Annotated in this window: 22 protein-coding genes; 9 read left to right on the top strand and 13 right to left on the bottom strand. The window is 69.6% G+C overall.

Annotated features, from left to right (window positions below; all coding sequences use genetic code 11):
• Nucleotide 1: 1 nt before the first annotated feature.
• The 5 genes from ACOGXI_RS09190 to ACOGXI_RS09170 all read right to left on the bottom strand — a co-directional run bounded on the left by ACOGXI_RS09190 (nt 2) and on the right by ACOGXI_RS09170 (nt 4,608).
• Complete coding sequence (locus ACOGXI_RS09190; protein WP_419938562.1) at nt 2-418, bottom strand: PIN domain-containing protein; 417 nt, start codon at nt 416-418, stop codon at nt 2-4.
• Nucleotides 415-813 carry a hypothetical protein gene (locus ACOGXI_RS09185; RefSeq protein WP_419938561.1) on the bottom strand — a complete coding sequence of 133 codons (399 nt, stop codon included), beginning with the start codon at nt 811-813 and terminating at the stop codon, nt 415-417. The genes ACOGXI_RS09190 and ACOGXI_RS09185 overlap by 4 nt, the downstream gene beginning before the upstream one ends.
• Before the next feature lie 108 nt (nt 814-921).
• Nucleotides 922-1,926, bottom strand: coding sequence for a sugar phosphate isomerase/epimerase family protein (locus ACOGXI_RS09180; RefSeq protein ID WP_419938560.1), 1,005 nt, complete (start codon nt 1,924-1,926; stop codon nt 922-924).
• Complete coding sequence (locus ACOGXI_RS09175) at nt 1,923-3,122, bottom strand: Gfo/Idh/MocA family protein (protein ID WP_419938559.1); 1,200 nt, start codon at nt 3,120-3,122, stop codon at nt 1,923-1,925. Before ACOGXI_RS09175 ends, ACOGXI_RS09180 begins: the two co-directional genes overlap by 4 nt.
• A gap of 7 nt (nt 3,123-3,129) precedes the next feature.
• Nucleotides 3,130-4,608: an MFS transporter gene (locus tag ACOGXI_RS09170; protein WP_419938558.1), complete on the bottom strand. Its 1,479-nt coding sequence runs from the start codon at nt 4,606-4,608 to the stop codon at nt 3,130-3,132.
• A gap of 142 nt (nt 4,609-4,750) precedes the next feature.
• Here ACOGXI_RS09170 and ACOGXI_RS09165 point away from each other — a divergent pair, with 142 nt between their 5' ends.
• The 3 genes from ACOGXI_RS09165 (at nt 4,751) to ACOGXI_RS09155 (ending at nt 10,375) form a co-directional block, all read left to right on the top strand.
• Nucleotides 4,751-7,099: a DPP IV N-terminal domain-containing protein gene (locus ACOGXI_RS09165; protein WP_419938557.1), complete on the top strand. Its 2,349-nt coding sequence runs from the start codon at nt 4,751-4,753 to the stop codon at nt 7,097-7,099.
• A gap of 132 nt (nt 7,100-7,231) precedes the next feature.
• Entirely contained in the window at nt 7,232-8,710 is a 1,479-nt protein-coding gene (locus tag ACOGXI_RS09160) for an ATP-binding protein (protein ID WP_419938556.1), read from the top strand.
• Between the two features lie 135 nt (nt 8,711-8,845).
• A complete protein-coding gene (locus ACOGXI_RS09155) occupies nt 8,846-10,375 on the top strand; it encodes a serine hydrolase domain-containing protein (RefSeq protein ID WP_419938555.1) in 1,530 nt (509 codons plus the stop codon).
• Here ACOGXI_RS09155 and ACOGXI_RS09150 read toward each other — a convergent pair.
• Nucleotides 10,372-11,259, bottom strand: coding sequence for a 5'-3' exonuclease (locus ACOGXI_RS09150; protein ID WP_419938554.1), 888 nt, complete (start codon nt 11,257-11,259; stop codon nt 10,372-10,374). The genes ACOGXI_RS09155 and ACOGXI_RS09150 overlap by 4 nt on opposite strands.
• A 199-nt stretch (nt 11,260-11,458) precedes the next feature.
• Here ACOGXI_RS09150 and proB point away from each other — a divergent pair, with 199 nt between their 5' ends.
• Together proB and ACOGXI_RS09140 are read left to right on the top strand one after the other, a co-directional pair.
• A complete protein-coding gene (gene proB, locus ACOGXI_RS09145) occupies nt 11,459-12,628 on the top strand; it encodes a glutamate 5-kinase (protein ID WP_419938553.1) in 1,170 nt (389 codons plus the stop codon).
• 13 nt (nt 12,629-12,641) lie between these two features.
• Nucleotides 12,642-13,943 (top strand): glutamate-5-semialdehyde dehydrogenase, encoded by a 1,302-nt coding sequence (locus ACOGXI_RS09140; RefSeq protein WP_419938552.1) that lies wholly within the window; start codon nt 12,642-12,644, stop codon nt 13,941-13,943.
• 321 nt (nt 13,944-14,264) lie between these two features.
• On the opposite strand, the gene ACOGXI_RS09135 is transcribed toward ACOGXI_RS09140, so the two are convergent.
• The 3 genes from ACOGXI_RS09135 to acs all read right to left on the bottom strand — a co-directional run bounded on the left by ACOGXI_RS09135 (nt 14,265) and on the right by acs (nt 18,437).
• Nucleotides 14,265-14,993 (bottom strand): 3-keto-disaccharide hydrolase, encoded by a 729-nt coding sequence (locus ACOGXI_RS09135; RefSeq protein ID WP_419938551.1) that lies wholly within the window; start codon nt 14,991-14,993, stop codon nt 14,265-14,267.
• Between the two features lie 166 nt (nt 14,994-15,159).
• Nucleotides 15,160-16,395: an MFS transporter gene (locus ACOGXI_RS09130; protein ID WP_419938550.1), complete on the bottom strand. Its 1,236-nt coding sequence runs from the start codon at nt 16,393-16,395 to the stop codon at nt 15,160-15,162.
• 56 nt (nt 16,396-16,451) lie between these two features.
• Nucleotides 16,452-18,437 (bottom strand): acetate--CoA ligase, encoded by a 1,986-nt coding sequence (gene acs / locus ACOGXI_RS09125; RefSeq protein ID WP_419938549.1) that lies wholly within the window; start codon nt 18,435-18,437, stop codon nt 16,452-16,454.
• A 176-nt stretch (nt 18,438-18,613) separates the two neighbouring features.
• On the opposite strand from acs, the gene ACOGXI_RS09120 reads away from it, so the two are divergent.
• Both ACOGXI_RS09120 and ACOGXI_RS09115 read left to right on the top strand, forming a co-directional pair.
• Nucleotides 18,614-18,934 carry a hypothetical protein gene (locus ACOGXI_RS09120; protein WP_419938548.1) on the top strand — a complete coding sequence of 107 codons (321 nt, stop codon included), beginning with the start codon at nt 18,614-18,616 and terminating at the stop codon, nt 18,932-18,934.
• A 10-nt stretch (nt 18,935-18,944) separates the two neighbouring features.
• Nucleotides 18,945-19,838, top strand: a complete 894-nt coding sequence (locus ACOGXI_RS09115) for a cation diffusion facilitator family transporter (protein ID WP_419938547.1) — start codon at nt 18,945-18,947, stop codon at nt 19,836-19,838.
• 33 nt (nt 19,839-19,871) lie between these two features.
• Here ACOGXI_RS09115 and ACOGXI_RS09110 read toward each other — a convergent pair whose 3' ends face one another.
• Entirely contained in the window at nt 19,872-20,585 is a 714-nt protein-coding gene (locus ACOGXI_RS09110; protein WP_419938546.1) for a hypothetical protein, read from the bottom strand.
• Nucleotides 20,586-20,661: 76 nt separating this feature from the next.
• Here ACOGXI_RS09110 and ACOGXI_RS09105 point away from each other — a divergent pair, with 76 nt between their 5' ends.
• Nucleotides 20,662-21,069: a DoxX family protein gene (locus ACOGXI_RS09105; protein ID WP_419938545.1), complete on the top strand. Its 408-nt coding sequence runs from the start codon at nt 20,662-20,664 to the stop codon at nt 21,067-21,069.
• 123 nt (nt 21,070-21,192) lie between these two features.
• On the top strand, nt 21,193-23,673 hold the full coding sequence (gene leuS, locus ACOGXI_RS09100; protein WP_419938544.1) for a leucine--tRNA ligase: 2,481 nt from the start codon (nt 21,193-21,195) through the stop codon (nt 23,671-23,673).
• Nucleotides 23,674-23,696: 23 nt separating this feature from the next.
• On the opposite strand, the gene ACOGXI_RS09095 is transcribed toward leuS, so the two are convergent.
• The 3 genes from ACOGXI_RS09095 to ACOGXI_RS09085 are packed head-to-tail and all read right to left on the bottom strand — an operon-like array spanning nt 23,697 to nt 26,286.
• Nucleotides 23,697-23,984 carry a Fe(2+)-trafficking protein gene (locus tag ACOGXI_RS09095; RefSeq protein ID WP_419938543.1) on the bottom strand — a complete coding sequence of 96 codons (288 nt, stop codon included), beginning with the start codon at nt 23,982-23,984 and terminating at the stop codon, nt 23,697-23,699.
• Entirely contained in the window at nt 23,981-25,165 is a 1,185-nt protein-coding gene (locus tag ACOGXI_RS09090) for an aminopeptidase (RefSeq protein WP_419938542.1), read from the bottom strand. Before ACOGXI_RS09090 ends, ACOGXI_RS09095 begins: the two co-directional genes overlap by 4 nt.
• Nucleotides 25,162-26,286 (bottom strand): DNA adenine methylase, encoded by a 1,125-nt coding sequence (locus tag ACOGXI_RS09085; protein WP_419938541.1) that lies wholly within the window; start codon nt 26,284-26,286, stop codon nt 25,162-25,164. Before ACOGXI_RS09085 ends, ACOGXI_RS09090 begins: the two co-directional genes overlap by 4 nt.
• Between the last annotated feature and the right edge of the window lie 18 nt (nt 26,287-26,304).

The raw sequence follows: 26,304 nt of genomic DNA, 5'->3' as shown, positions 1-26,304 counted from the left end.
CTCAGGGCTGTGATGACGGCGCCGCCGGAACGACGAGTTCCAGTTCCGTGTAGCGGGCAATCGTGCGGAAATCACGATCACGGGCCAGCAGGGGCCGCTGCGCGTGCAGGGCCGCGGCGGCGACCATGCAGTCGACGATGGACCGAATCGTACGTCCTCCGAGGCGACAGGTGCGGTAGATCAACGCCGCACTTTGGAACTGGTCCAGGGAGTCGGGCGTCAGGATCTCGAAGCGGTTCACGAGCCTCAACAGGTCCAGCGCTTCGGATTCCGAGCGGCAACCGGCAAGCAGTTCCGCGACGGCGAGTGCCGGCGTGGCGATGGCGCCGCCGGTTCGTACCGCATCCTCCAAACACAGATCGTAGGGGCTCTCCGTGCGGCGCAGGTATTCGATCCACGCGGAGGTATCGACGATCACCGGATGTCGGCGGGGCTGTCCGCGCGTATCTCGTCCAGGTCCCCCTCCCAGCCCGCGCCACGCATGGCGAGCGCCTCCTCCTTCGTCATCGGGACCACAGCCTGGCGGCCCACCGCCTCCCTGACGGCCGCCGACCAATCGGCGAGTCCGTACCGCTTCTTCACCGCCTCCAGGTCGCGCTCGGGCAAACTCAACTCGAGATCGACGAACCGGAGGAGCCCGGACTCGGCGACCTCGTACTGCGGACCCGTCTCGCGGACGGCCGCGGCGCCTCCGCCCCGCAACTCACGCTCGCGCGCGCCCCGCAGCGCTCGCCGGACCCACGCGGACACTGTGAGGTGGTTGCGTCGCGCGGCGTCGCGGATCTCATCGAGTTCCGCCTCCGGCATGACCACTTGCAGTCTCGTACTCATAATATGAGTAGGATATACTCAACATGCGTTGCGCTGCAAGAAACGACCGGGCTCGAAGAATCGTCGCGCTCGACCACGTCGAGCCCGGGGTCAGTCTTCGGAGAAGGCGGCGTCGAAGGCGGTCGCGGAAGGCGGGAAGGTCATCGCCCGGAGGCGCTCGCAGGCCTCCCGGGCACCGTGTTCGCGGTCCATGCCGCTGTCTTCCCACTCGATCGAGAGGGGCCCCGCATAGCCCACGCGATCCAGCGCCCGCAGGATCTCCTCGAAGTCCACGCGCCCGCGTCCGATGGAACGAAAGTCCCAATCGCGGTCCGCGTGCCCGAAGTCGAGGTGGCCCCCGAACACGCCGGAGCGGGTCGGCGTGTCCGACCACCACACATCCTTCATGTGGGCGTGGTGGATGCGGTCGCCGAATTCGAGGATGAAGGCGACGTAGTCGACGCCCTGGTAGGCGAGATGGCTGGGGTCGTAGTTGAAGCCGAAGGCTGGGCGCCCCCCCACAGCCTCCACGGCGCGCGCCGCGCTGGCGGCGTCGAAGGCGATCTCGGTGGGGTGGACTTCGAGGGCGAACTTCACGCCCGCCGCGTCGAACGCGTCCAGGATCGGGCTCCAGCGCTCCGCGAAGTCGGCGAACCCGGCCTCGATGAAGCCGGGCGGGTGCGGGGGAAAGGCGTAGGCGGCGGCCCAGATCGAGCTGCCGGTGAAGCCGTTCACGACCGGGACGCCGAGCGCGGCCGCCGCGGCCGCCGACCGGCTCATTTCCGCCGCGGCCCGCCGCCGCACACCCTCGGGGTCGCCATCGCCCCACACGCGCTCCGGCAGGATCAGTTGGTGGCGGGCATCGATCGGATCGCACACGGCCTGACCGACAAGATGGTTGGCGATCGCATGCACCTCGAGGCCGTGGGCCGTCAGCAGATCGCGCTGCCCGGCGGCGTAGCCGTCTTCCTCGGTCGCCCGCACAACGTCGAAGTGGTCTCCCCAGCAGGCGAGCTCGAGCCCGTCGTAGCCCCACGCGGCCGCCTTGGCCGCGAGCGTCGCCAGCGGCATGTCCGCCCACTGGCCGGTGAACAGCGTGATCGGTCGCGTGCTCATGGCGCAGGCTCCCAGGGCTCTGCGGGCGGTTCCCCCGGCGGTGCGTAGCGCGCGTCCACCCACGCGCCGCGCCGCCCGCTCTCCACCGCCCGCTCGAGGAAGTGAACCCCGCGCGCCCCGTCCCACACGGTGGGGAAGTCGAGGTCCGCCGCGTCCGGCGTCCGCCCTCCGTCGAGCGCTCCGATGGTCGAGATCACACTCCCGTACAGGTTCGCGAAGCCTTCGATGAACCCCTCCGGGTGGCCCGGCGGAACCCGCGACGCGCCCCGGGCTGCGGGTGAGATCCAGCCGTGCCCTCGGCGCCGCGCCCGGGTCTGCCCGTCCGGCGTCCGGTGCCACAGCGTCTCCGCGTCGTCGTGCCGCCAGGCGATCGAGCCCTCGCTCCCGAACACGCGGATCGCGAGCCCGTTCTCCTCGCCCGTAGCCACCTGCGATACCGTGAGAGTTCCCCGCACCCCGCCGTTCCACCGCATGAGCAGGCTCGCGTCGTCCTCGAGCCGCCGCCCGGGCACGAACGTCGTCAGCTCGCCGCACAGCGCCTCGACTTCCAGCCCGGTCACGTAGCGGGCCAGGTGATGCGCGTGCGTCCCGATATCCCCCAGCGCGCCCGCCACCCCCGCCTGCGCCGGGTCCGTGCGCCACACCGCCTGCGGGTGCCCGGTCTCCTCGAGCGGCGTCGCCAGCCACCCCTGGAAGTACTCGAGTTGGATGCGGCGGATCTCCCCCAGCGTCCCCCCGCGCACCAGGTGGCGCGCGTCCTTGATCATCGGATACCCGCCGTAGTTGTGCGTGAGGGCGAACACGCGGTCGCCGCCGGCCACGAGCCGGCACAGCGCCTCCGCGTCCCCGAGTTCCGTCGTCAAGGGCTTGTCGCACACCACGTGGAAGCCCGCCTGGAGGAAGGTCCGCGCCACATCGAAGTGGAGATGGTTCGGCGTGACGATGATGACGAAGTCCAGCCGGCCGTCTCCCGCGCGTGCCGCCTCGGACTCCGCCATCTCCGCGTAACTCCCGAAGACCCGGTCCGGGTCCAGTCCGATCTCGGCCCCCTTGGCGGCCGACCGCTCGGCGTCCGATGAGAAGGCGCCGGCCGCGATGCGCGCGAGACCGTCGAGTTCCGCGGCCATCCGGTGCACGTCCCCGATGAAGGCCCCGGGGCCACCCCCGACCATCCCGTAGCTGAGGCGACGAGTCATCCGTGCGTCATCCGTCGTCCGGCTCCGTCCCGATCCGGACGGCCCGGTAGCCGCCGGCCCGCCGGTCGCGCATGCGGATGAGTCCGAAGACGAGGATGAGTACGGCCGTAAACGGAACGAGACGCCGGAACGAGACCCGTCCTCCATAGTTGTCCGCCGGCCCGAGGATCGCGCTCGCCCGCTCCACGAGCGTCTCATCGCCCCCGGAGTCGATGATCGCCCGCAGCGCGTTCGCCGTTACCGACCCCGGCAGCGCGCCATCCGGTCCCACCCCCGCGAGCGCCTCCCCCACCGCTTCACCCGCCGCCGTCAGATCCGGGGCGGTGCTCCCGTCGGCCCCGGCGAAGGCTGCCGCCGCATCGGCGAAGAGCGCCTGCGTCTCGACCGCCGGGAGCCGCTCGTGCCCCACCTCGTCGGCGATCCGTCCCATCCACGGCGTCGTCCACAGCCCCACGACCGCCATCCCCGTCGCCCCCATCAGCCCGAGCCCCAGCGCGCCGGACCGCGGGATCCGCTCCGACACGAAGCCGAGCATCGTCGGCCAGAAGTAGCACACGCCGACTGCGAACACGGTGGCCGAGGCGAAGGCCATCAGCGTCGTCTCCGCGTAGCTGAGCCAGAGCAGTCCCAGGACGGAGACCGCCGCGCTCGCCGACAGCACGCCCGTCGGCGAAAGCCGCTCGACCGCGAACCCGGCCTTGTAGCGCAGGATCGCCATCAGGCCATTAATCCACGCGAGCACGAGGATCCCCGGGATGCCGCCCGCCTCCAGCACCGCCGGCACCCAGCGGTTCGGCCCCAGCTCCGTCGACGCCGTGATCGCCATGCAGAACAGCATCACGATCATCAAGGGCGTCATGAACGTTGCCTTGAACATCTCCCACATGCTTACGCCGGCGCGCACACCCTCCGTCGGCGGAAACTCCTCCCGCCACATCAGGTGACCGTAGATGAGCGTGGGGATGAGGATGAGGCCGATCTTCAGTTGCCACGCGGTGAGCCCCACCGAGTCGAGCCCGAAGGCGAGCACCGAGCCGATGACGATCCCGCCCGGGAACCAGACGTGGAACTGGTTCAGCTTGACCGTCTTCCGGTCCGGATAAAGTGCCGCCACGAGCGGGTTGCAGGCGGCCTCGACGAGCCCGTTCCCCAGCGCCAGCGTGAGCGCCCCGGCGAAAGCCTGCCAGAAGCCGCCGGCCGTGATGAGGACGAGCGCCCCCAGAAGGTGGCACGCGAAGGCGAGCCGGAGCAGGAACCGCATCCCCAGCAGGTCGCAGAAGGGCGCGAAGAGGACCTGCGACACCGCGAAGCCCCAGATCGCCGCGCCGCCAATGAGGCCGACCTCGTAGTTCGTGAGCGTGAACTCGCTCTTGAGCGTGAGCATGACCGCGCCGACCACCGCGAACGTGACGGAGGTCGCGATGAGCGACACGCAACTGGCCAGGAAGAGCCGCCTCGGACGGACGGCCGACGACGTCGCATTCACGGAAAACTCCTCGGATCGGGTCGGCGGGCACGCTAGCGCCGCTTCGTTCGACTCCGCAACGGCGCGGCGACCCTCGCGACCCTACCGGCCAGCGAACGCTTCGGTCTATTCTTTCCGGAGTCCAGAAACCCAGGAGGATCCCGTGAGACGCCCCTCGATTTTCGGCCTGTCACCCGCCGCGCTCGCCGTCCTCGCGCTCGCCACGCTGACACCTGACGCCGCCGCCCAGTCCCGGCCCTACCAGCCGGAATCCGTGAGCGCGAGCGAGTACGCGCGCGCCGAGCAGTTCCTGCCCTGGCACGCCGAGAAGCTCACGTCGGGCGTCACGGTGAGCCCCCGATGGGTCGACGCGAACCGCTTCTGGTACCGCAACCAGGTGTTCGGCCGCCACGAGTTCATCATGATCGACGCTGCCGCCCGCACTCGCCGGCCCGCCTTCGACCACGACCGGCTCGCCGCCGCCCTCTCCGAGGCTTCCGACGAGAGCCACGAGGCGACGGATCTTCCCTTCGACGAGTTCGAGTTCAACGCGTCCGGCGGGATCCGTTTCTGGACGGACACCGACGAGCGCTGGGACTGCGACATCGGCGCCTACCGCTGCACCGGCCCGGACTCGGTCGCGCAGGCGACGCACGAGATCGATTCTCCCGATGGCTCGCTCGCCGTCTTCTCGCGAGACGAGAACCTGTGGGTCCGCGACACGGGCACCGACGAGGAGCGTCAACTCTCGACGGACGGAGAGCCGCACTGGGGCTACGGCGTCGCCCCCGAGGGCTGCTGCCAGGAGATCTCCAACCGCCGCGGGGAGTTCAAGCCGCCGCCCGTGGCCGAGTGGTCCCCCGACGGCCGCCGGATCGCGACCCACCGCTACGACGAGCGCGACGTCGAGGACCTGCACCTGCTCGAGGCCGCCACGGGGCGTCCGATCCTCCACAGCTACCGCTACGCGCTCCCCGGCGATTCCATCGTCCCGACCTGGCAACTTCACCTCTTCGACGCCGAGACCGGAGCCCGGGTGCGGGCCGACTACGATCCCGTCGTCGGATACTTCGGCGGCGCGGACACGACCTGGCACGCCGCGCAGTGGTCGCCGGACGGCGAGCGCGTCTGGTTCTCGCACCATTCGCGCGATTTCAAGAGCCAGACGCTCGTCGAAGTCTACGCCACGACGGGCGCGTCGCGCAGAGTCATCGTCGAGAGCGGCGACACCTGGGTGGAGCTGAACCAGCTCCGCACGCCCTACAACTGGCGGGTGCTCGACAACGGGACCGAGTTCATCTGGTTCTCCGAGCGCGAGGGCTGGGGCCACCTCTACCTGCATGACCTCGCCACCGGAGAGATGAAGAACCGGATCACGCAGGGGTCGTGGCTCGTCGTCCAGCTCCTGGCGGTCGATGAGGCCGCGCGGCAGGTCTACTTCACCGGCGTGGGTCGCGAGTCCGGGCGCGATCCGTACCGGCATCACCTGTATCGGGCGTCGCTCGATGGCGGCGGGGTGACGCTCCTCTCACCGGAGGACGCGCACCACGCGGTCTCCGCCTCACCCGACGGCCGCTACTTCGTGGACACGTATTCCACGCGCTCGACGGCCCCGGTCACCGTCCTCAGGGACGGCGCCGGACGCCCCGTGATGACGGTCGAGCAGGGCGACATCTCCCCGCTCCTCGAGGCCGGCTGGGATCCCCCCGTGCGCTTCTCCACCAAGGCGCGCGACGGAGTGACGGACGTGTACGGCTATCTCTGGCTCCCCCCGAACATGGAAGAGGGGGCCGTCTATCCCGTCATCGACTACGTCTACCCCGGCCCCCAGATCGGCCCCATTCGCACGCCCGGCTTCACCTCCGGGCCGCGGGGCCAGGGCCACGCGCTCGCCCAGCTCGGTTTCATCACCTTCGCGATCGACGCCATGGGCACGCCGTACCGCTCCAAGGCCTTCCACGAGAGCTACTACGGGAACATGCGGGACAACGGGATCCCCGATCACGTCGCGGCGCTCAAGGCGCTCGCCCTCCGCTATCCCATCGACATCGAGCGGGTGGGGATCTTCGGCCACTCCGGGGGCGGCTTCTCCTCGACCGACGCCATCCTCACCTTCCCGGACTTCTTCAAGGTCGCGGTGTCGGGGGCGGGGAATCACGACCAGCGCGGCTACCACTTCCCGTGGGGGGAGAAATACCACGGGCTGCTCGAACGGAACCCGGACGGCACGGACAGCTTCGACTCGCAGGCGAACCAGAACATCGCCTCGAACCTCAAGGGGAAGCTGCTGCTCCACTACGGGTCGCTGGATGACAACGTACACCCGAACATGACGCTGCTCGTGGCCGACGCGCTCATCGAGGCGAACAAGACGTTCGACATGCTCGTCTTCCCGAACCGGAACCACGGCTACGCGCGCGAGCCGTACCTGATCCGGCGCACGTGGGACTACTTCATCGAGCACCTCATGGGCGCCGAGCCGCCGGTCGACTACAGGATCGTGCAGCCGTAACGGCCGCGGGCGGCCCCGGCTCACGTTCCCGCGGGAACGTCCTGTGCGCACAATTGGCGTCCATGGGAGATTGTGTATACATTTTCTTCCATGTGATGGCGGATTTGGTGTACAATTTCCTCCATCGGCTGGTTGGGCGACACTACGGGGGCGATCCTGCACAGCACGGCCGAACTGCGCGACATCCTGACCCGTATCGGCTGGTGGGCGGACCCCGACGGGTGGGTTCGGCGCGACCCGGATCTGCGCCGGGCGCGGGAGGCTCCGTTCGAATACACCGCCGGCGTGCTTGAGGCGCTCGTTCCGGGCGGCCTCTACGTGCTTCGCGGGCCGCGGCGGGTCGGCAAGTCGGTCGAGATCAAGAAGACGGTCCGGAGTCTCATCGAGCGTGGCGAGGATCCCCGCCGCATTATCCACGTTGCGGCCGACGAATTCGCCGCCGCAGACCTCAGACGAGTCGTCGACGCCGCAGCCTCGATCACTCCCCCATCGGGGCGCCGCTTCTGGTTCTTCGACGAGATCACGGCCATCCCGGACGGATGGCCGCCGGCGATCAAGTGGCTGCGTGACAACGATCTGCGCTTCGGACTGGATACCGTGGTCCTCACCGGCTCCTCCGCGCGCGACCTCACGGAAGCGGTCAAGGCCTTCGCCGGGCGGCGCGGCGGTGCGGTGGACTCGGACCGCGTGCTCCTGCCCATGTCCTTCAGGAGCTTCCTGCGGGCGCAGGATGACGCGGAAGGAGAAAGGGGGGGGCTCCCGCCCGCCGGTGGAGCGCCTCTGCCTGTGGCCGGCTTGACGCCCGAGGTTCTGGACGAAGCCGCGAGGAGGCTGGCGCCGTGGCTGCCGGATCTCGTACGCGGATGGGAGACGTACCTCGCGGTCGGCGGGTTTCCACAGGCCGTGGCGGCACACGCCGCGACCGACGCCCCGAGCCCGGAAACAGGCGGCGGGCCGATCGCCCGCGCCCTCAAGGAGAGCCTGCTCGACGTGATCCGGGGAGAGGCTTTCGGGCAGTCCGCCTGGTCGCGCGCGCACACCGATGCCTTCGTGAGCCGACTGGCGACCGGCATCGGGTCGCCGACCAACCGCAGCGATATTGCCTCCGACACCGGCACGTCGGCAAACACCGTCCGCCGCCGGATCGATGCGCTCCGTGAAAGCTTCGTCGTGTGGCCCTGCTACCGCGAACACCGCCTCGCGCCGGCCCTCCGGTCACAGGAAAAGACGTACTTTACCGACCCCATCTTCGCGGCGCTGTCGGCGCGTCCCAGGAGGCCGGTCGACCTCTCGCTCCTCTCCGAGCAGCAGCTGGGGATGACCCTGGTCCGCTCCTTCCTGCGCAGGGATCCGGGGGGGTATCCGAACTTCGATGCCGTTCTCCATCACCGGACGCCCAGCCGCAAGGAGATCGACTTCACCGGGCCCGGGTTCGGGGGGCTCGCGATCGAGTCGAAGTACGTGGACGGAGACCGGTGGAAGCGGGCTGCCCCCACCCTGAGGGCATCTCCCTGGCGGGGCCTCGTGGCGACGAGGCGGGCGCTGGACCTGGACGATCCCGAGCTGTCCGCCGTTCCCACGGCGTTGCTCGCGTGGCTGCTCGGGGGCTGAAGGTCTCGCCGCCGCCCCGCTTGTCACGCGCAATCGCTCGGACCACGTTTCACCAGGCGCTGCGGCAGTCGACGGCCGCGCTGCCAAACTGAGCACATGAGCCCAACCGTACCTGGACGAACCGGAGGATCACCCATGCGTTGCATCCGTGATCGAGCTTCCCTGGCGCACCTGCGTGTCGCGTTTTCGCTTTCTCTCCTTGGATTTCTGGCTTGTGCGCCGGGCGACGCCGGCGAGGCCGGCGGGGACGAAGCCTCCGGCGAATCCGTTATGGACCGCGTGATCGCGCGCGGGGAAGCGCTGGAGCTTCCGACGGAATGGGATCCGCCGCCGGGCGAGCCGATCGTGCACCACACGGCGGGATTCGCGAAGACGCTGTGCTCCGGGACGTTTATCACCGGACTCGACTGGCGCGACGCGGCCGCGAACGTGGGCGGCTTCACCGCGCCCTTCCAGCACCGCGGCGCGGTCGTCGACACGGTCGTCGACATGGAGGCGCAGACCGTGAGCCTGACGCTCGGCTCGGGGATCACCCGCACGGCCAAGCTGTACGGCAGCCAGGGCTGCATCACGCATCCGCTGGGCCGGGACTCCATCTACTTCACACCGTCGGTCGTCGAGCCGATGACCCCGGATCCCGCCACCACGCCGTGGCCGATGGGGGACGTGCTCCCGGACGAGCCGTACCCGCCCGAGATCGACATGGAGAAGGTCGGACAGGCGGTCGAGATCGCGATGGACCAGGAGGGGAAGACGCTCGGCTTCGTCGTCACCTACAAGGGCCGGATCATCGGCGAGGGCTACGGCCCGGATGTCGACATGCACTCGCCGCTGGAGAGTTGGTCGAAGGGGAAGTCGCTCACCGGGACGCTCCTGGCCGTCCTCATCCAGCAGGGCGTGTACGAGCTGTGGCAGCCCGCCCCGATCCCGGAATGGCAGGAGGATGACCGGAGGAACATCCGCATCGGCGACATCATGCGCATGTCGAGCGGCATCCGGATCGTCGCGCCGCAGGACCCCGGGTACACGGAGGAGATGGGGTATCCCGACCACCTCTACCTCTACACGGGCGAGAACGCCTTCGAGTGGGCGGCCACCCGCCCGCAGCAGTGGGAGCCGAACACGGTGGGACGGTACCGGAACACCGACCCGGCGCTCACCAACTACCTCGTTCGCCTCGGCGTGGAGGGACGCGGCGGGGACTATCACGCCTTCCCGCAGCGGAACCTGTTCGACAAGCTCGGGATCCGGAACTTCGTCATGGAGACGGACCCGAACGGGAACTTCCTCACGCAGGGCTACGAGTTCGGCTCCGCCCGCGACTGGGCCCGGCTCGGCAACCTCTACCTGCAGGACGGCGTGTGGGAGGGCGAGCGCATCCTCCCGGAGGGCTACGTCGACTACGCGATGGAGGTCGCCCCGGCCTGGATCGCCGACGGACGTCCCGTCTACGGCGGTGGCTTCGTGTGGAAGGATCTCGGGTTCCCGATCGAGGACGACTACGGCGCCTTCGCGGGCGCCGGCGGCCAGTACACGGTCTTCATCCCCGCGCGCGGCCTCGTCATCACGCGCCTCGGCAAGTACACGGGCGCCGGTCCGGGCGGAGAGAACCTGAACGCCGCGATCGCCCTGCTGATGGAGGCCGTCCCTCCGACCGGCGACTAAGCCGGCGGCTTGCGCGCGTCGGCCAGACGGCGGACGCGGGGGGGCAGGTCGGGAGCGTCGAGTACGGTGGCGACGAGGTCGAAATCGTCGCGCGGTCCGGACCATTCGAGGTCGTCCACGGACTTCGATACCGGCGCTTCGCGGACCAGCGTGGCGAGGCGGCGGAAGAGGAGCGCGTCGTCCAGTCCCCCTCGCAGCGTCTGGGCAAGACGTTCGGGGCCGCGCACAGAGACGTCCCAGTCTCGTCCGTCCGAGGGGATGTCCTCGATGCGGCCGTAGCGGGTGAGCACCGCGGCGGCGGTCTTCGCGCCGAAGCCCCGGATGCCGGGGAATCCGTCCGCCGAGTCTCCCACCAGGGCCAGCCAGTCGGGGATCGCGGTCGGGGGCACGCCGAACTTCTCGATGACTCCGGCCTCGTCCCGAAGTATCCGCTGCCGGCGGTCGAACTGCACGATGCGGTCGCCTTCCACGCACTGGGCGAGATCCTTGTCCGGCGTGCAGATGAAGACGCGCTCCACGCGCGGATCGGCGGCGGCCATCGCGGCGCCGGAGGCCATCCCGTCGTCCGCCTCGTGCTCCACCATCGGCCACACGACGAACCCAGCCGAGGCGAGCACCTCCTCCACGAGAGGGAACTGCGAGTAGAGCGCCGGGTCGATGTCCGAGCCGTCCTTGTAACCGGGCCAGAGATTGTTGCGGAAGGACTCGATGACGCGGTCGGTGGCGATCGCGACGTGGGTGGCGCCGCCCTCGAGGAGGCCGAGCATCGAACTCACGACCCCGCGCGTCGCTCCCACCTCGTGGCCGCCCGCGTTCTTCGCCGAGGGCGCTCCGTAGAAGTGCCGGAACAACTCGTAGGTGCCGTCGATGAGGTGGACCTGCACGCGAACTCCGCCTTCCGCTTACGCCCCCGCCGCGACTCGCCGCCCCGCCCCGGTCCCGCCCCCGAAGCGTCGTGCGTCGGAGCGCGGCATGCAACGGCCCGTGCCGGGGACTGGTGCCGGGGGGGCGCCCGTGTACCTTTGGTTGCCTTCCGCCGGCCCCGTGGTCGGCAGCGGTCCCGCTCGCTGTGAGGCGTTCGACGTGAGCCAGCTCCATTCAGTCTCGATCCCCCCGGACCAAACCGGATCGCCGACCGTTACGCGCGAGGCGATTGTGGGCGCCCGGCGGATCGTCCTCAAGGTGGGGACGGGCGTGGTCACCCATGCCGATGGGACGATCGCTCTCTCCCACCTCTTCCGCGTCGTGGAGAGCGCCAGCCGTCTGCGGCGGGAGGGCCGCGAAGTCCTCATCGTCACCTCGGGGGCGGTGGGACTCGGTCGCGTCGCCCTGCAACTTCCCGAACCGCCCGAGACGGCCGAGTTGAAGCAAACATGCGCCGCGATCGGCCAGAGCCGGCTCATGGAACTCTACCAGCAGGGGTTCGCCCGGCTCGGCGTCACCTGCGCGCAGATCCTCATCACGTGGACGGACTTCGATGACCGGGTCCGCTACCTGAACCTGCACGAGACGCTCCAGAGCCTCTTCCGGCTCGGCGTCGTCCCGGTGGTGAACGAGAACGACGCGATCTCGCTGAACGACCGCGTGTACCGGGGAACCGGCAAGCGGCCGATCTTCGACGACAACGACCGGCTGGGGGCGCTGGTTGCGAGCGAACTGGCGGCGGACCTGATCGTGCTTCTCACGGATGTGCCGGGGGTCATGACGGCCGACCCCAGACGCGACCCGGACGCGAGGCTGGTCGGCCGGATCGACCGGCCGGATGAGCACGGACTCGACGTGGACGGGCGCTCCGGGCTCGGCCGCGGCGGGATGGCGAGCAAGCTGGAAGCGGCCCGGGTCGCGTCGCGCGGCGGCTGCCACACCGTCATCGCGTCGGGCGTCGATCCGGGCGCGCTCGACCGCGTGCTGGCCGGCGAGGAGGAGGGCACGTGGGTCCCGCCTCGCGCCGCGCTCTCCTCGCGCAGCCGCTGGATCGCCTACTGTTCACACCCGCGCGGGACGCTGGTCCTGGCGGAGGGTGGGGCCGAACGCCTCCGGGGCGGCGAGCCGCTGCGAGCCGGGGATGTGGCACAGGCGGAAGGCGCGTTCCGGCGGGGCGATGTGGTTGAAGTCCGGGAACTCGACGGGTCCCTGGTCGGTCGGGGCGTCGTCGCGCTCGACTCCACGCTCGCCCTCCAGGCGGCCTCGCACCAGGCGGGGGCGAGCGTCGAACTCGTGGGGCGGGAGCATCTCATCCTCAAGGAACCCTGAAGGAAGCGTTGAATTGAAGCGAGAACTGTCTGAGACGCTGCGGGAGCGGGCGGCCGGGGTACGGAAGGCGCAACGCACCATCGGGAGCGCGCCGGCGGAGCGCCGGACGGCAGCGCTGCGAGCGCTGAAGGATGTGCTGGTCCGGTCGCGGGCCGAAATCTCGCGGGCGAATGACGAGGATCTGGCGCGCGCGGCGGAGGAAGGACTTTCCGGGCCGCTCCTCCACCGTCTGGGGCTCCCCGACGCCAAGTTCGAGAGTCTGCTCGACGGCATCGACGCGCTCGTCGAAGGCGCCGATCCGATCGACCGCGTGCTCACGCGCACGGAACTGGATGAGGGTCTCGTCCTCGAATCGGTCCGGAGTCCGCTCGGCGTCCTTCTCATCATCTTCGAGAGTCGTCCCGATGCGGTGATCCAGATCGGGTCGCTCGCCATCCGCTCCGGGAACGGGGTGATCATGAAGGGCGGCCGCGAGGCGGCGCGCTCGAACGAGGTACTCGTCGGTTGCCTGCAACGGGCGCTGCAGGAGGCCGCCCTCGATCCACGTGCCGTCCTCGGCGTCCCGGACCGGCGGGATGTCGACGAACTGCTCGCGCTTGACGACCTCATCGACCTCGTGATCCCGCGGGGATCCGGGGCGCTCGTGCGCTCGATCCAGGAGCGGAGCCGGATTCCGGTACTGGGGCACGCGGAGGGCGTATGCCACCTCTACGTGGACGCGTCGGCCGACCTCGACATGGCGGTGCGGCTCGCCGTGGACGGGAAGTGCGACTATCCGGCGGCCTGCAACGCGACCGAGACGCTGCTCGTGCACGAGTCGTTCCTGCCGCGGCTGGGCCCGATCGGAGAGGCGCTCCGCGAGCGCGGGGTCGAACTCCGCTGCGACGAGCCCTCCCGCCGGGTCCTGCCGTGGGCCGGGGCCGCCTCCGAAGAGGACTGGGGACTCGAGTTCGGCGACCTCACGCTGGCGGTGCGGACCGTGGCGGGTCTGGAAGAGGCCGTCGACTTCATTCACACCTACGGGAGCAGCCACACGGACGCGATCGTGGCCGAGGACGGGGAGGTCGCGGAGCGATTCCTGAAGGCGGTCGACGCCGCGAGCGTGTTCCACAACGCGAGCACCCGCTTCGCGGACGGATTCCGCTATGGGCTCGGGGCAGAGGTGGGGATCAGCACCGCCCGCATCCACGCCCGCGGGCCGGTCGGCGTCGAGGGCCTCCTCACGACGCGCTGGCTGCTGCGCGGAGAAGGGCAGGGCGCGGCGGACTACGGACCCGGCAGACGGAGCTTCACCCACCGGACGCTGGACGTTTAGGTCAGTTCTTTTCCGCCCGGTTGCCACCTCGCGGTCGGGTTCCCCGCGGCTCGCAGCCGCGGCCGGCGGTCTGGTCTCGAGGCCGTCACACGGGAGCCGAACTGGACGTTAGGTGAGTGGGACGGGAGCCGGATACCAGGACCGAGGATGATGCTTCGTGGTCGCGAAACAGAAGGTGGGCGTGTTGCTGCTTCTTGTCGTTTCCTGTCTGGCGGGATGCGAGAACCCGTCGGATCCCTGCAACGGTGAAAACGTGATCCGCTCAGAAGTGACGGGCGAGATTCGGGCGGTCTGCCGAGCGTATCCCGACTAACAGCTCGGCTACAGGCGCCGGATCCGGATGTTGCGGTACCAGACGGGGTCGCCGTGGTCCTGCAGGCCGAGATGGCCCTCGTGGTGCCGGCCGTAGTCGGGCCACTGGATGAACTTGCTGCCCGCCACCAGCGCCTCCCACTCGGGCGAGGCGATCTCGTACTCGACGACCTGCACGCCGTTGAGCCAGTGCACGACCTGGTTGCCGTGGCGGACGATTCGGACCTCGTTCCACTCGCCGACCGGACGCGTCACATCTTCCGGTGGCGCGTGGAGACCGTAGTTCGAGCCCGCCGACGTGAGCGGATTCCCGCCGTCGTAGTGGCCGGCGTTGTCGAGCACCTGCATCTCCGGCCCCGACTGAAAGGCGCTCTCGGTGCTCTCCACGATTCCGAAGAAGATCCCGCTGTTGCCGGCCTCGCCGACCTTCCATTCAAGGCGCAGATCGAAGTCCGTGTAGGTATCGCGCGTGATCAGAGTCCCGCCTCCGACACCGGGCGTGAAGGCGAGCGCGCCCTCCTTTCCGCTCCAGCCCGCGGGCACGTCATCCATCTGGAACCCGCGCCACGCTTCGAGCGATTCCCCGTCGAAGAGGAGTTCGAAGCCTTCCGCGGCCTCGTCGGCCGAGAGTCGGTTGGCCGCCGCCTGCGACTCGATATCTGCGGCGGCCGGTGGCGTGTCCTCCGTCCGCGACCCGGCTTCCGCCTGCCCGCACGCCGTTGAAACACTGATGACCAAGGCGAGTAACGTGCACATACGCGGGGACCATGGTACGAACGGGCCGGTGTGTCGTGTCACGGAGGAACTCCCGGTTCCGGACCAGGTTGAGTGGGCTCGTCTCACGGTAGACCCGGGGCTCGACCGACACAACCACGCCGGGGGGCAAAACAGCTAGCCTGTCCTACTAGCGGCGGCCTCCGGCAATTAGGGCGGCCTCCGGTCGCCGTCGCAGCGCGAGCATGCTCCAGGTGCCGAGGGCCGGGCCGATGGCGAGGGGCGCGAAGGCCCACTCCCAGCCGAGCGATGCCTCCCACACCGGGATGAGGCGGATCGTGGCGATCGTGAGCAGGAAGCCGACCGCCGTCTGCAAAGTGAGCGCCGTCCCGACGTATTCCGGTTCGGCCAACTCGCTCACGCAGGCGGAGAACTGCGCGGAGTCGGCGACGATCGCGAATCCCCATACGAAACAGACCGCCGCGATCGGCCAGACGGGACCGCCGAACAGGGGTCCGATGGCCAGACAGCACGCACCGCTCACCACCATGCTCCAACTCGTCACGGCCGTCCGTCCCACGCGGTCCGCGAGCACGCCGGCCACGGCGGCGCCCAGCCCTCCGGCGGCAATCGTCCCGAACGCCATGTATGACGCCAGGGAAGGGGTCGTGCCCGCGCTCGCGTCCGCGACGAAGCTTGCCGCCAGGAAGGCGGGGATCCACGTCCACATGGCGAAGAGTTCCCACATGTGCCCGAGATAGCCGCCGTTGGCGAGCATCGTCGCCCGGTCGGCGAAGATGCGCCGCACGGCGCGAGGATCGAAGGGCGCGGCCGGCGCCTGGTGGGGGCCCGGGCGGAGCCCCGTCGCGGCGAGCACGGCCGCCACGACCGCGAAGCCCGAGGCGAGCAGGAGCACGGTCTGCCAGGCGCCGATCCCTCCGAGCGGCCGCAGCAGGTGGGGCGTCGCGCTTCCGACTGCGAGGGCGCCGATGAGGATCCCGATGGCCATTCCGCGCCCGGCGCGGAACCAGCCGGCGACCATCTTCATCCCGGGCGGATAGACGCCGGCCAGCGCGACCCCGGTCACGAAGCGGAGGACGACGGTGAGCGCGAGTCCGTCCGCGAAGAGGGCGATCGCGGCGGTCGCGGCCGCACCGAGCAGGGCCGACCCCGCCATGAGCCGGCGCGGGTCCCACACGTCGGACAGCGTGAGCAGCGCGGAAAGGACGGCGCCCGCGGCGAAGCCGAGTTGCACGGAGGTCGTAAGCCAGGCCGCCCCGGAGTCGTCGAGCCCCCACGCGTCGCGCAGCTCCGGCGCGACCGCGCTGGCCGAGAACCAGAGGCTCATCGCGAGCAGATCGACGAGCGCGAGCAGCGCGAGTTGACCCGCCCTCCGCGCACCGGTGTCCGGCGAGGACGGGGTCATGAGCGTCGGCGGCTGCGCGCGGGCGATGGCGTGGCGGGTTCTCCCGGCTCTGGTTGTTAGCCTTCGCTGTCGGCGAACTGTTGCTGCAGGTTTCTCACCACGGCGGGATCGGCGAGCGTCGTCGTGTCGCCCAGCGCCCGTCCCTCCGCCACATCGCGCAGGAGGCGCCGCATGATCTTACCGCTGCGGGTCTTCGGCAGTTCGGCCGCGAAGATGAGGTCGGCCGGCCGCGCGATGGCCCCGATCTGCGCGGCGACGTGCCCCCGCAGTTCCTGGCGCAGCGCCTCGGAGGTCTCCGTCCCCTCCACCACGCTCACGAACGCGGCCACCGCCTGTCCCTTGATCTCGTCCGAACGCCCGACCACCGCCGCTTCCGCCACCGTCTCGTGGTCGACCAGCGCGGACTCCACCTCCATCGTCCCGATCCGGTGCCCGGCCACGTTCAACACGTCATCGACGCGGCCCATGATCCAGTAGTAGCCGTCCTCGTCCACCCGCGCCCCGTCGCCGGGGAAGTAGATGTCGGGCCACTTCGACCAGTAGGTCTCGCGGTAGCGTTCCTCGTCTCCCCACACCCCGCGCAGCATCCCCGGCCACGGCGACGTGATCGCCAGGTAGCCGGACTCCGCCGGATTCCCCTCCTCGTCGAGGATCGCCGCCTCGATACCGGGGAAGGGGACCGTCGCCGTCCCCGGTTTCGTGACGATCGCCCCCGGGAGCGGCGTGATCATGATTCCGCCCGTCTCCGTCTGCCACCACGTGTCGACGATCGGACAGCGGCCGCCCCCGATGTGGCGGTCGTACCAGACCCACGCCTCGGGGTTGATGGGTTCGCCCACCGTTCCGAGCAGCCGGAGCTTGGAAAGGTCGTAGCCCGCCGGCCAGTCGTCCCCCCACCTCATGAAGGCGCGGATCGCCGTCGGCGCCGTGTAGAACACGGTCACCGCGTAGCTCTCGCACAGGTCCCAGAAGCGGCCCCGGTCGGGCCAGTCGGGCGATCCCTCGTACATCACCACCGTCGCCCCGTTCGAGAGCGGGCCGTACACGATGTAGGAGTGGCCGGTCACCCAGCCGACATCCGCCGTGCACCAGTAGATGTCGTCCTCCCCGAGGTCGAACACCCATTTCGCGGTCGCGGTCACGTGCGTCATGTAGCCGCCGGTCGTGTGCATCACGCCCTTCGGCTTCCCCGTCGTCCCGGAGGTGTAGAGGATGTAGAGCAGGTCCTCCGAGTCCATCGGCTCGGCGGGGCACTCGGCGTCCGCCGCGGCGATCAGTTCGTGGTACCAGTGGTCCCGGCCTTCGGCCATCTCGCACCACGGCGTGTCCACCCGGTCTCCGTGCGGCGCGGCCTCGGGGTCGGTCACGGCGGAGCGCTGGACGACGACGACGCTCTTCACGTAGTCGAGACCCTCGATTGCGGTGTCCGTGCTCGCCTTGAGAGGAATGATCCCGCCGCGGCGATATCCTCCGTCCGCCGTGATCACGCACGTGGCATGGGCGTCCTCGATCCGGTCGCGCAGGGACTGCGGCGAGAAGCCTCCGAAGACGACGGAATGCGGGGCGCCGATGCGCGCACAGGCGAGCATGGCGATGGCGGCTTCCGGGACCATGGGGAGATAGATCGCGACCCGGTCTCCCTTCCCGATGCCGAGCCCCTGGAGCGCGTTCGCGAAGCGGCCCACCTCCCCGTGCAACTCGCGGTAGGTGTAGCGCCGCACATCGCCCGGCTCGCCCTCCCAGATGAGCGCCGCCTTCGAACCGCGCGTCTCGAGGTGGCGGTCGAGGCAGTTGTACGCGGCGTTGAGCGTGCCACCCACGAACCACTTCGAGAACGGCGGATCCCACTCCAGGACGCGGTTCCAGGGCGTGAACCAGTCGAGTTCGCGTGCCCACGTCTCCCAGTACGTCTCACGGTCCCGGTCGGCTTCGTCGTACGGGCTGCGATCGCCCACGTGGGCCGCCGCGACGAAGTCCGCCGACGGCTCGAAAGTCCTCTGTTCGTCCAGCAGGACATCGATTTCCCGGTGCTGTTCGGTCATGGAATCGCTCGAATCGGAGGGGGAACCAGGCCGGCGCGCTTGTCACGGGGCCGCCGGGGGCGCCATCTAGTGTCGACACCAGCGAGCCGGCCGGGGGCTGCTCGGCGTGACAGTAGACGACGCCCCGCGGCGCAGGCAAGAACCCCACGCACCGGTGCGACCAAGCGCGGAGTTTCATGACCGAAGACACGCTGGCCCGGATCCTGATCATCGCCGGCTCCGTGGGCGCGGTCCTCGCCCTCGCCTTCGGCATCTGGGTGGGGCTCGGCTCTCCGGGGCTCTACGACAAGCATGCGCCGACGGGCAGGGCGCCGCGCGATTCGCCCTGGCGCTGGTTGCTGGGGGGGCGGCAGCGCGCCCGTTCGAGCCGCTTCGACGCGGTGCTGCGGGATGAGGAAGTCGCAAAGGGAGACGACGAGGGAGACGGCGAGGCGGAAGGGTCCGAGCCGTACTCCTCGAAACCGGACTTCAGCCGGGGGCGTCGCTTCAAGCGATGAGTCCGAGGCGGTGAATTCGCCCGCGGAGCGCCACGGACAAGTGCGCCGCATCCTCCTGTGGGTGCTGCTCGCGAACGTGGCGGTGATCGCGGCGAAGCTGATCGTGGGGCTGCGCTCGGGGTCGATCGCCGTGCTGGGCGACGCGGCCCATTCCGGCGTCGATGCGATCAACAACGTCGTGGGCCTTGCCGCGATGCGCCTCGCGGCCGCCCCGCCGGACGCCGAACATCCCTACGGACACGGCAAATTCGAGACGCTCGCGGCGCTGGCCATCGCCGCCTTCCTCTCGGTCACCTGCTTCGAACTCGTACAGAGCGCGCTCGACCGCCTCGTTCGGGGCGGCGCTCCCCCCGACATCCAGCCCGAGATGCTGGTCGTGCTCACCGCCGTCATCGTCGTGAACACGGCCGTTGCGCTGGGCGAAGCGCGGGCGAGCCGGAGGTTGTCGAGCGAGATCCTCGCGGCGGACGCGCGGCACACGGCGTCCGACGTCCTGGTGACGGCCGGAGTCCTGGTCGGGCTGGCGATCACCGACTGGACGGGCTGGGCCGCGGCCGATGCATGGCTCGCCCTCGTCGTGGCGCTCGTCGTGGCCCGTTCCGGCTACAAGATCTTCCGCGAGACCGTCCCGGTCCTCGTCGACGAGCGGGCCGTCGATCCGCGGGAGATCGAAGGCGTGGCGAGCCGGGTGCCCGGCGTGCGTGCCGTGACGCGGGTGCGTTCGCGCGGGCAGTCGGTCGGGCGCTTCGCGGAACTCACGGTCCAGGTCGCACCCGGCGAAACGGTGGTCAGCGGTCACGAAATCGCCGATGAAGTGGAGCGGCGGGTCGCCGCCCAGATCGGATTCACCGACGTGACCGTGCACGTCGAACCGCATGTGAACGGACGGAACGGAGAGGGTTGATCCGACGCCGGCGCCGCGATCCGCCCCCGGGAGTCAGTCCGGCGTCGTGCTTGGGTCCGCGCTCGGGGTCGCGCTCGGGGTCGCGCCCGGGTTCGCCTCGAAGACCCACAGGCAGTGATCGTCGCCGGAAGCTTCGCACTGTGGGTGCGAGACGTCGCCCTCCCCGGCCCGATACGTCCGGAACGACTCGTCGATGATCCCGGACACGATTTCGCAGCCGCCGCCGCCCTTGCCGGCTGTGGACAGCGCCGGGAGGCCGCGTTCGATCACGAGCCCGTTTATCCCCTTCGCAATCCGGACCTCCGATGAGGGGCTGAGGCGGCGGCCGATTTTCTTCACTCGCCGCCAGGCGAGGATCCGGCGGAGACCGAGGGGGATCAACCGCCACCCGAGGCGAAGGGTCACCCGCGCGTTGCGGCCGATTGCCTCATGCGTGACCCGGCATCCCGTGGAGGCGAAGATCTCCGGAGCATCGATCCGCTTGGCGATGAGCTCGAACAGGCTCGCCACTTCGGCGGCACCCACATCCCCGTCGTAGTCCTCGTAGCGGCGAATCTGCTTGAGCACGACGCTCGAAAGCCCCAGCCGCCGCCGCAGGTTCAGGGAGAGGTCCACCTCCTCGAGTTCCCGCGGATCTTCGGGCGTGTCGAGGTCCTTGAGGGTCAGCAGGAGGGCCAGCGGGATGCGAACGGGGATCTCGCCCTCGAACGTCCCGTCTTGTGCGCGCGGAGAATCAACCGGCATCATGGGTCGCAAGGCTACGGCGGCACTTCCGGGCCTGCAAGCGGGGCCGGACGCCGGAGCCCACCTTATGGGAGGCGCCATGAATGCACCCGTCTCGAAGGAAACCACCCACGCCCTGCTCCGGGTCACCGCCGGCCTCATGCTGTGGCAGCACGGAGCACAGAAGCTCCTCGGCATGTTCGGAAGGGAAGCCGTCGGCAACTGGTTTTCCTGGCCCGCGGGCATCGCCGGCCTCATCGAGTTCTTCCTGCCGATCCTCATCATCCTCGGGATCCGGACGCGCTGGGTCGCCTTCATCCTCACGGGGCATTTCGCCGTGGTCTACTGGTGGCGCCACTTCTTCGCCCGCGGGATGGAGTTCTGGCCGATCGTGAACGGCGGAGAACTCGCCGTGCTGTACTGCGCGATCTTCCTCTTCCTGTGGACGACGGGCAGCGGAACGTTCAGCCTGGACCACAGGGTCCCCGGTCCCGGCCGGGAAGACTAGCCGCAAGTTGTTCGGCCACCGTTCCGGCCCCATCTTGTGCGGCCGGACGGCGGCCTCCGCAGGGTGCCGCCGTCTCGTGCATCTCCCCGGCGTGATCCCGTAGACGGAGCGGACCCGCGACCCATGTACGATCCAAGCGCCATCGAGTCGCGGTGGCAGACCTGGTGGGAGGAGAACGGGACGAACGAGCCCGATCTCGACGCCGCGGCGCGTCCGTTCTTCAACCTCATGATGTACCCCTATCCGTCGGCCGAGGGGCTCCACGTCGGGAACCTGTACGCCTTCACGGGGGCCGACATCTACGGGCGTTTCCGGCGTCTGCAGGGAGATGACGTCTTCGAGCCCATCGGATACGACGCGTTCGGCATCCACTCGGAGAACCACGCGCTCAAGGTCGACACGCACCCGATGGAGCTGATCCCCTCGAACATCCGGAACTTCGAGCGGATGCTGAGGGGGGCGGGCCTCATGACGGACTGGTCCCGCACCGTCGATACGACGGATCCCCGCTACTACAAGTGGACGCAGTGGATCTTCATCCAGCTCTTCAAGGCGGGTCTGGCCGAGAAGAAGGAAGCGGCGGTCAACTGGTGTCCGAAGGATCAGACGGTCCTCGCGAACGAGCAGGTGATCGCCGGCCTGTGCGAACGGTGCGACACCGCGGTCGAGCAGCGGATGCTGAGCCAGTGGTTCTTCCGGATCACGGACTACGCGCAGCGGCTGCTCGACAACCTGGACTGGATCGACTGGTCCGAGACGACGAAAACGGCCCAGCGCAACTGGATCGGCCGCTCCGAGGGCGCGCGGCTGCACTTTCCGCTCTCCGGCGCCGGGGATGGGGCGGAAGGCGAGGGGGATCGCATCGAGGTGTTCACGACGCGTCCCGACACGCTGTTCGGCGCGACCTTCATGGTGCTCGCGCCGGAGCATCCCCTGGTCGAGCGGCTCACGGCGGACGAACGGCGCGCCGACGTGGAAGCCTACGTGCGCGCGGCCGCAACCGTGGACCTGGTGGAGCGCCAGAAGACCGACGATCGCGAGAAGACCGGCGTCTTCACGGGCGGGTACGCGCGGAACCCGGCCACCGGGGAGGACATTCCCGTGTGGGTCGCCGACTACGTCCTCATGGACTACGGCACCGGCGCGATCATGGCCGTGCCCGGACACGATCAGCGGGACTTCGATTTCGCGCGACAGTTCGGGTTGCCCATCGTCCAGGTCGTCTGCTCCCGCGCGGCGCTCCCGGAGGGTGCGGATCCCGCGGATGTCGGCGGAGGCGAGGGGGAGACCGCCTTCGTCGAGCACACCGCCGATGAGATTCTCGTGAACTCCGGACGTTTCAGCGGGATGGAGGCCGACGCGGGCGGGCGCGCGATCACCGAGTGGCTGGCGGAGCGCGGGCTCGCGGCGGCCGAGGTCAACTACCGGCTGCACGACTGGTGCATCTCCCGGCAGCGGTACTGGGGGCCGCCGATCCCCATCATCTATTGCGACGACTGCGGCCCGCGGGCGGTGCCGGAGGAGGACCTCCCCGTCGTCCTCCCGTACGTGGAGGACTTCCGCCCCACGGCGACGGGCGTGAGTCCGCTCGCGCGCGACCCGGCCTTCCACGCCGCGGCGTGTCCGGCGTGCGGCGCCAATGCCCGGCGCGAGACCGATGTATCCGACACCTTCCTCGACTCGGGCTGGTACTTCCTGCGCTACCCCTCGACCGAGTTCGACGACCGGCCGTTCGACCCCGCGCGGATGCGGAAGTGGCTACCCGTCAGCAGCTACATCGGCGGCGAGGAACACTCCGTCCTCCACCTCCTCTACTCCCGCTTCCTCACGATGGTGCTGCACGATCTCGGGCACCTCGAGTTCGAGGAACCGTACCATCGCTTCCGCAAGCACGGCCTGCTCATCAGGGACGGCGCCAAGATCTCGAAGTCGCGCGGCAACGTGATCCTGCCGGACGAATACATCGCGCGGTTCGGCGCGGACACGTTCCGCATGTACCTGATGTTCCTCGGCCCCTTCCAGCGGGGCGGGGATTTCCGCGACAGCGGTCTGGCCGGGCCCCAGCGCTTCCTGAAGAAGGTGTGGGGCAGCGTGACGGCCGCGGCCGAGGCGGGGCGCACGGGATTCGATGATCCCGGCGTCGAGCGGGCGCTGCACGCCGCGATCAAACAGATCTCGGAGGACCTCGAGGCGCTGAGCTACAACACGGCGGTCGCCGCCGCGATGGACTACCTGAACACCTTGCGCGCCGGCGGGCGCACGGCCTCGGTCGACGAGGTGCGGCCGCTCGTGATCATGATCGCGCCGGTCGCGCCCCACATCGCCGAGGAGTTGTGGACCCGGCTCGGCGGTGAGTCGAGCATCTTCGATCACGCCGAGTGGCCGGCCTGGCACGAGAGCAAGCTCGTGGTCGACGAGGTCGAACTCCCGGTGCAGGTGAACGGCCGGCTGCGGGCGACGATCCGGGTCGCGCGCGGAGCCCCCGAAGACGTCGTGCGCGAGGCGGCGATGGCCGAGGCGAACGTGATCCGGCGCCTCGACGGGGTCGCGATCCGGAAAGTGATCCACGTCCCGGACCGCATGCTCAACCTCGTGGTTTCCTAGCGACGGCGGCTGGCGCGGGTGCGCTACCACTCGACGGACCCTTCCGCGTCGGTATCGATGCGGGCGGCGGCGCCCTCCTCGCCGAAGAGGTGGATCCGGAGATTCTTGTAGAGGAACTCTCGCGCCCGCGCTTCGTGGAGCTTGAGCCCGTAGTGGTTGATGAGGAGCATCTGGCGCTCCTTCCACTCCTCCCAGCAGGCGGCGCAGATCTCAGCCACGATCCGCTCGCCCAACGCGCTGGGGAACGGGACGCGGTCGATCCTGCCCCGGTCGCCGCGGTCGCAGCGAACGCAGGCGAACGTTTCCGTCATTTCGAACCTTCCGTGGTTTCGGAGTTGTCGGTTGCGCCGGGGCTCATGCCGCCCGAGCCCGTGTCCGCGGGACCCGCCAGGCGCGTCAGGGCCTCCCACGGGTCGCCGGCCGCGGCCTCCGCCATCAGCGCCTCGACGGAGGGGACCAGCGCGCCGTGCGACTCGTAGACACGCTCGAAGTCATCCAGCCTCGTGTAGTAGAGAAGGCGCGAGATGACCCACGCGTTGTCGAGACCGTCCGGGTCGATCGCGCCGTACCGCGCGTGGAGCCGCGGGATGTACTCCGTCTCGAAGCGCCGGGCCGCGTCTTCGAACACTTCGCGCTTGGCCGCACGTTTCGCCTCGTCCGGCAGGGTGGAGGCGTACACCTCCTCCAGCGGCGCGAGAATGGAATGGAAGAAGTCGCCGAATACGCGCGTGTCCTCCCACCTCCACCGCGCCCGCTGGCACGCACTCTCGTCCGCCACGGCCTCGCAGAAGAACTCGATGGCGCCGCGGTGCCCGACGAAGTTCGCGAAGCTCTCGTTGAAATCCGCCTGCCCGGTGGGGAAGTACGTGCTGTGCGTGATCTCGTGGATCACGGTCTCCACCAGCCCCAGGCTGTCGAGCCGCAGCGTCGTGGACATGATGGGGTCGGGGAACCAGCCCAGCGTCGAGAAGGCGGAGACCGGCCGGACCGAGACGTCATAGCCGTCCTCGGCCAGGCTGGCGGCCTCCGCGCGGGCGTCGTCGAAGTCGAAGTATCCCTTGTAGGGGAGGTGGCCGACGATGGGGAACCACCACGTCTTCCAGCGCAGCGCGAACTCCGGGGCCGCGAGCACGTTCAGGACCAGCGTGTCGCGATTGAGCTGCGCGAAGGACTCGTAGCTCGCGCCCGCGCGCAGCCCCAGGTCGCGTTCCGCGAAGTCCCTCGCGTCGAGGACGAGTCGGAGCTTGTCACGGGTCTCGCGGGCCACGGTCGTGTCGTGGATCACGGCCCGGATGGGGCGGCGCGCCGAAAGAATGCGGGCCTCCTCCCAGCCCGCGCGCAGGACGTACGCCGGCGAGCACGCACCCGCGCACAGCAGGAGCAGCGGGAGCAGCCGGAACACTGAGCGCGCGCGGGAGGCGGGGAGGCCCGGGCTCTCGGGGCTCGCCGAGCTCTCGGGGCGCACGGCGCTCTCCGGGCTCACGGCGCTCACGCGCATCTCACGTAGTGGAGGTGTTCTCGCACGTCGTCGCGCAGGTAGCTCCGCCGCGGGCCGTCCGCGTCGCTCCGGTAGCGGCGGTAGGGCCGGTCGTGGAACGCGTAGCTGTCGGGCAGGCCCCGTTCGCGCAGCATCTCCTCAATGGCCGCGCAGTCCAGGTGCCCCTCGTCATTGTAGCTGAACAGGATGTGGCGTCCGTCCGCGGCCTCCAGCACCTCCCGGAGCGCGTCCGGGGCCCGGTGCTTCCGGCACCAGTCCGAGCGCTGCGCCTCATCGGGTATGAGTCCCGTCTTCCCCCGAATCTCCGGCGGCGTTGCCCAGCCGAGCGCGAGGAGTTCCGGGATGTGATAATACGCGGGATATTGCCGGCCGTTGTAAGGAGGGTCGAGATAGACGAGATCGACGGGACCGACGGATTCCAGGAGCCGGGCGGCGGGTCCGCGAAACGCGCTGCAGGCTCCGGCTCCCTTCCGGCGCCGGGTCGGGTCGATGGGGCGGAGTTCGAGAGGGCGCAGGGCGTTCGGCTGCATCGTCTTCACGAACGAGGCGTACACGCCCGTGGTGTTCGCGACCCGGTCGGCGGCCTCGATGAGTGTTGCGATCAGGAGTTGGGCCGCGGCTTCGCTGTGGGCGGATCCGCGGGTCCAGCGTTCGATCCGCGTCCGGACCCGGTCGATCTTCCGTCCGTTCTCGGGGGAGAAGTACATGCGTCCGTGCTCCCGGCCGGCGGCTCCGTCACTCGTGTAGTGCTCGAAGATGAACCCGCGGCGGCCCGGCCCCTCGCCGTCCGGCCTCTCCTCGTCCAGTCCCTCCCTGTCCAGCCCCTTGAGCAGGGCGCGGTAGCCGATCTCCCGCTTTCCGTTGCCGGCCGCCGCCGGGAGGAGCGAGGCGGGATACCGCGGGGGCGCGTCGAGTTGGACGCGCGCGACCTGGAGGGCGTAGGACGACGCCATCAGGTCGCCCGCATGGACCTGCCAGCCCTGCTCCTTGAGTGCCGCCGACACGCTGGCGGTGCCGGCGAACGGGTCGCACGCGACGCCGGGCACCTCCTGGAACCGGTCCACGGTCTCCAGCAGGAAGGGGACGAGCTTCGTTTTGTTCCCGAGATAGCGCACGCCGGAGAATATGGAGAC

This window comes from Candidatus Palauibacter sp., assembly GCF_965208055.1.
Lineage (GTDB): Bacteria > Gemmatimonadota > Gemmatimonadetes > Palauibacterales > Palauibacteraceae > Palauibacter.
Note: the sequence above shows the minus strand (reverse complement) of the source record. Positions and strands in the feature narration are given on the sequence as shown.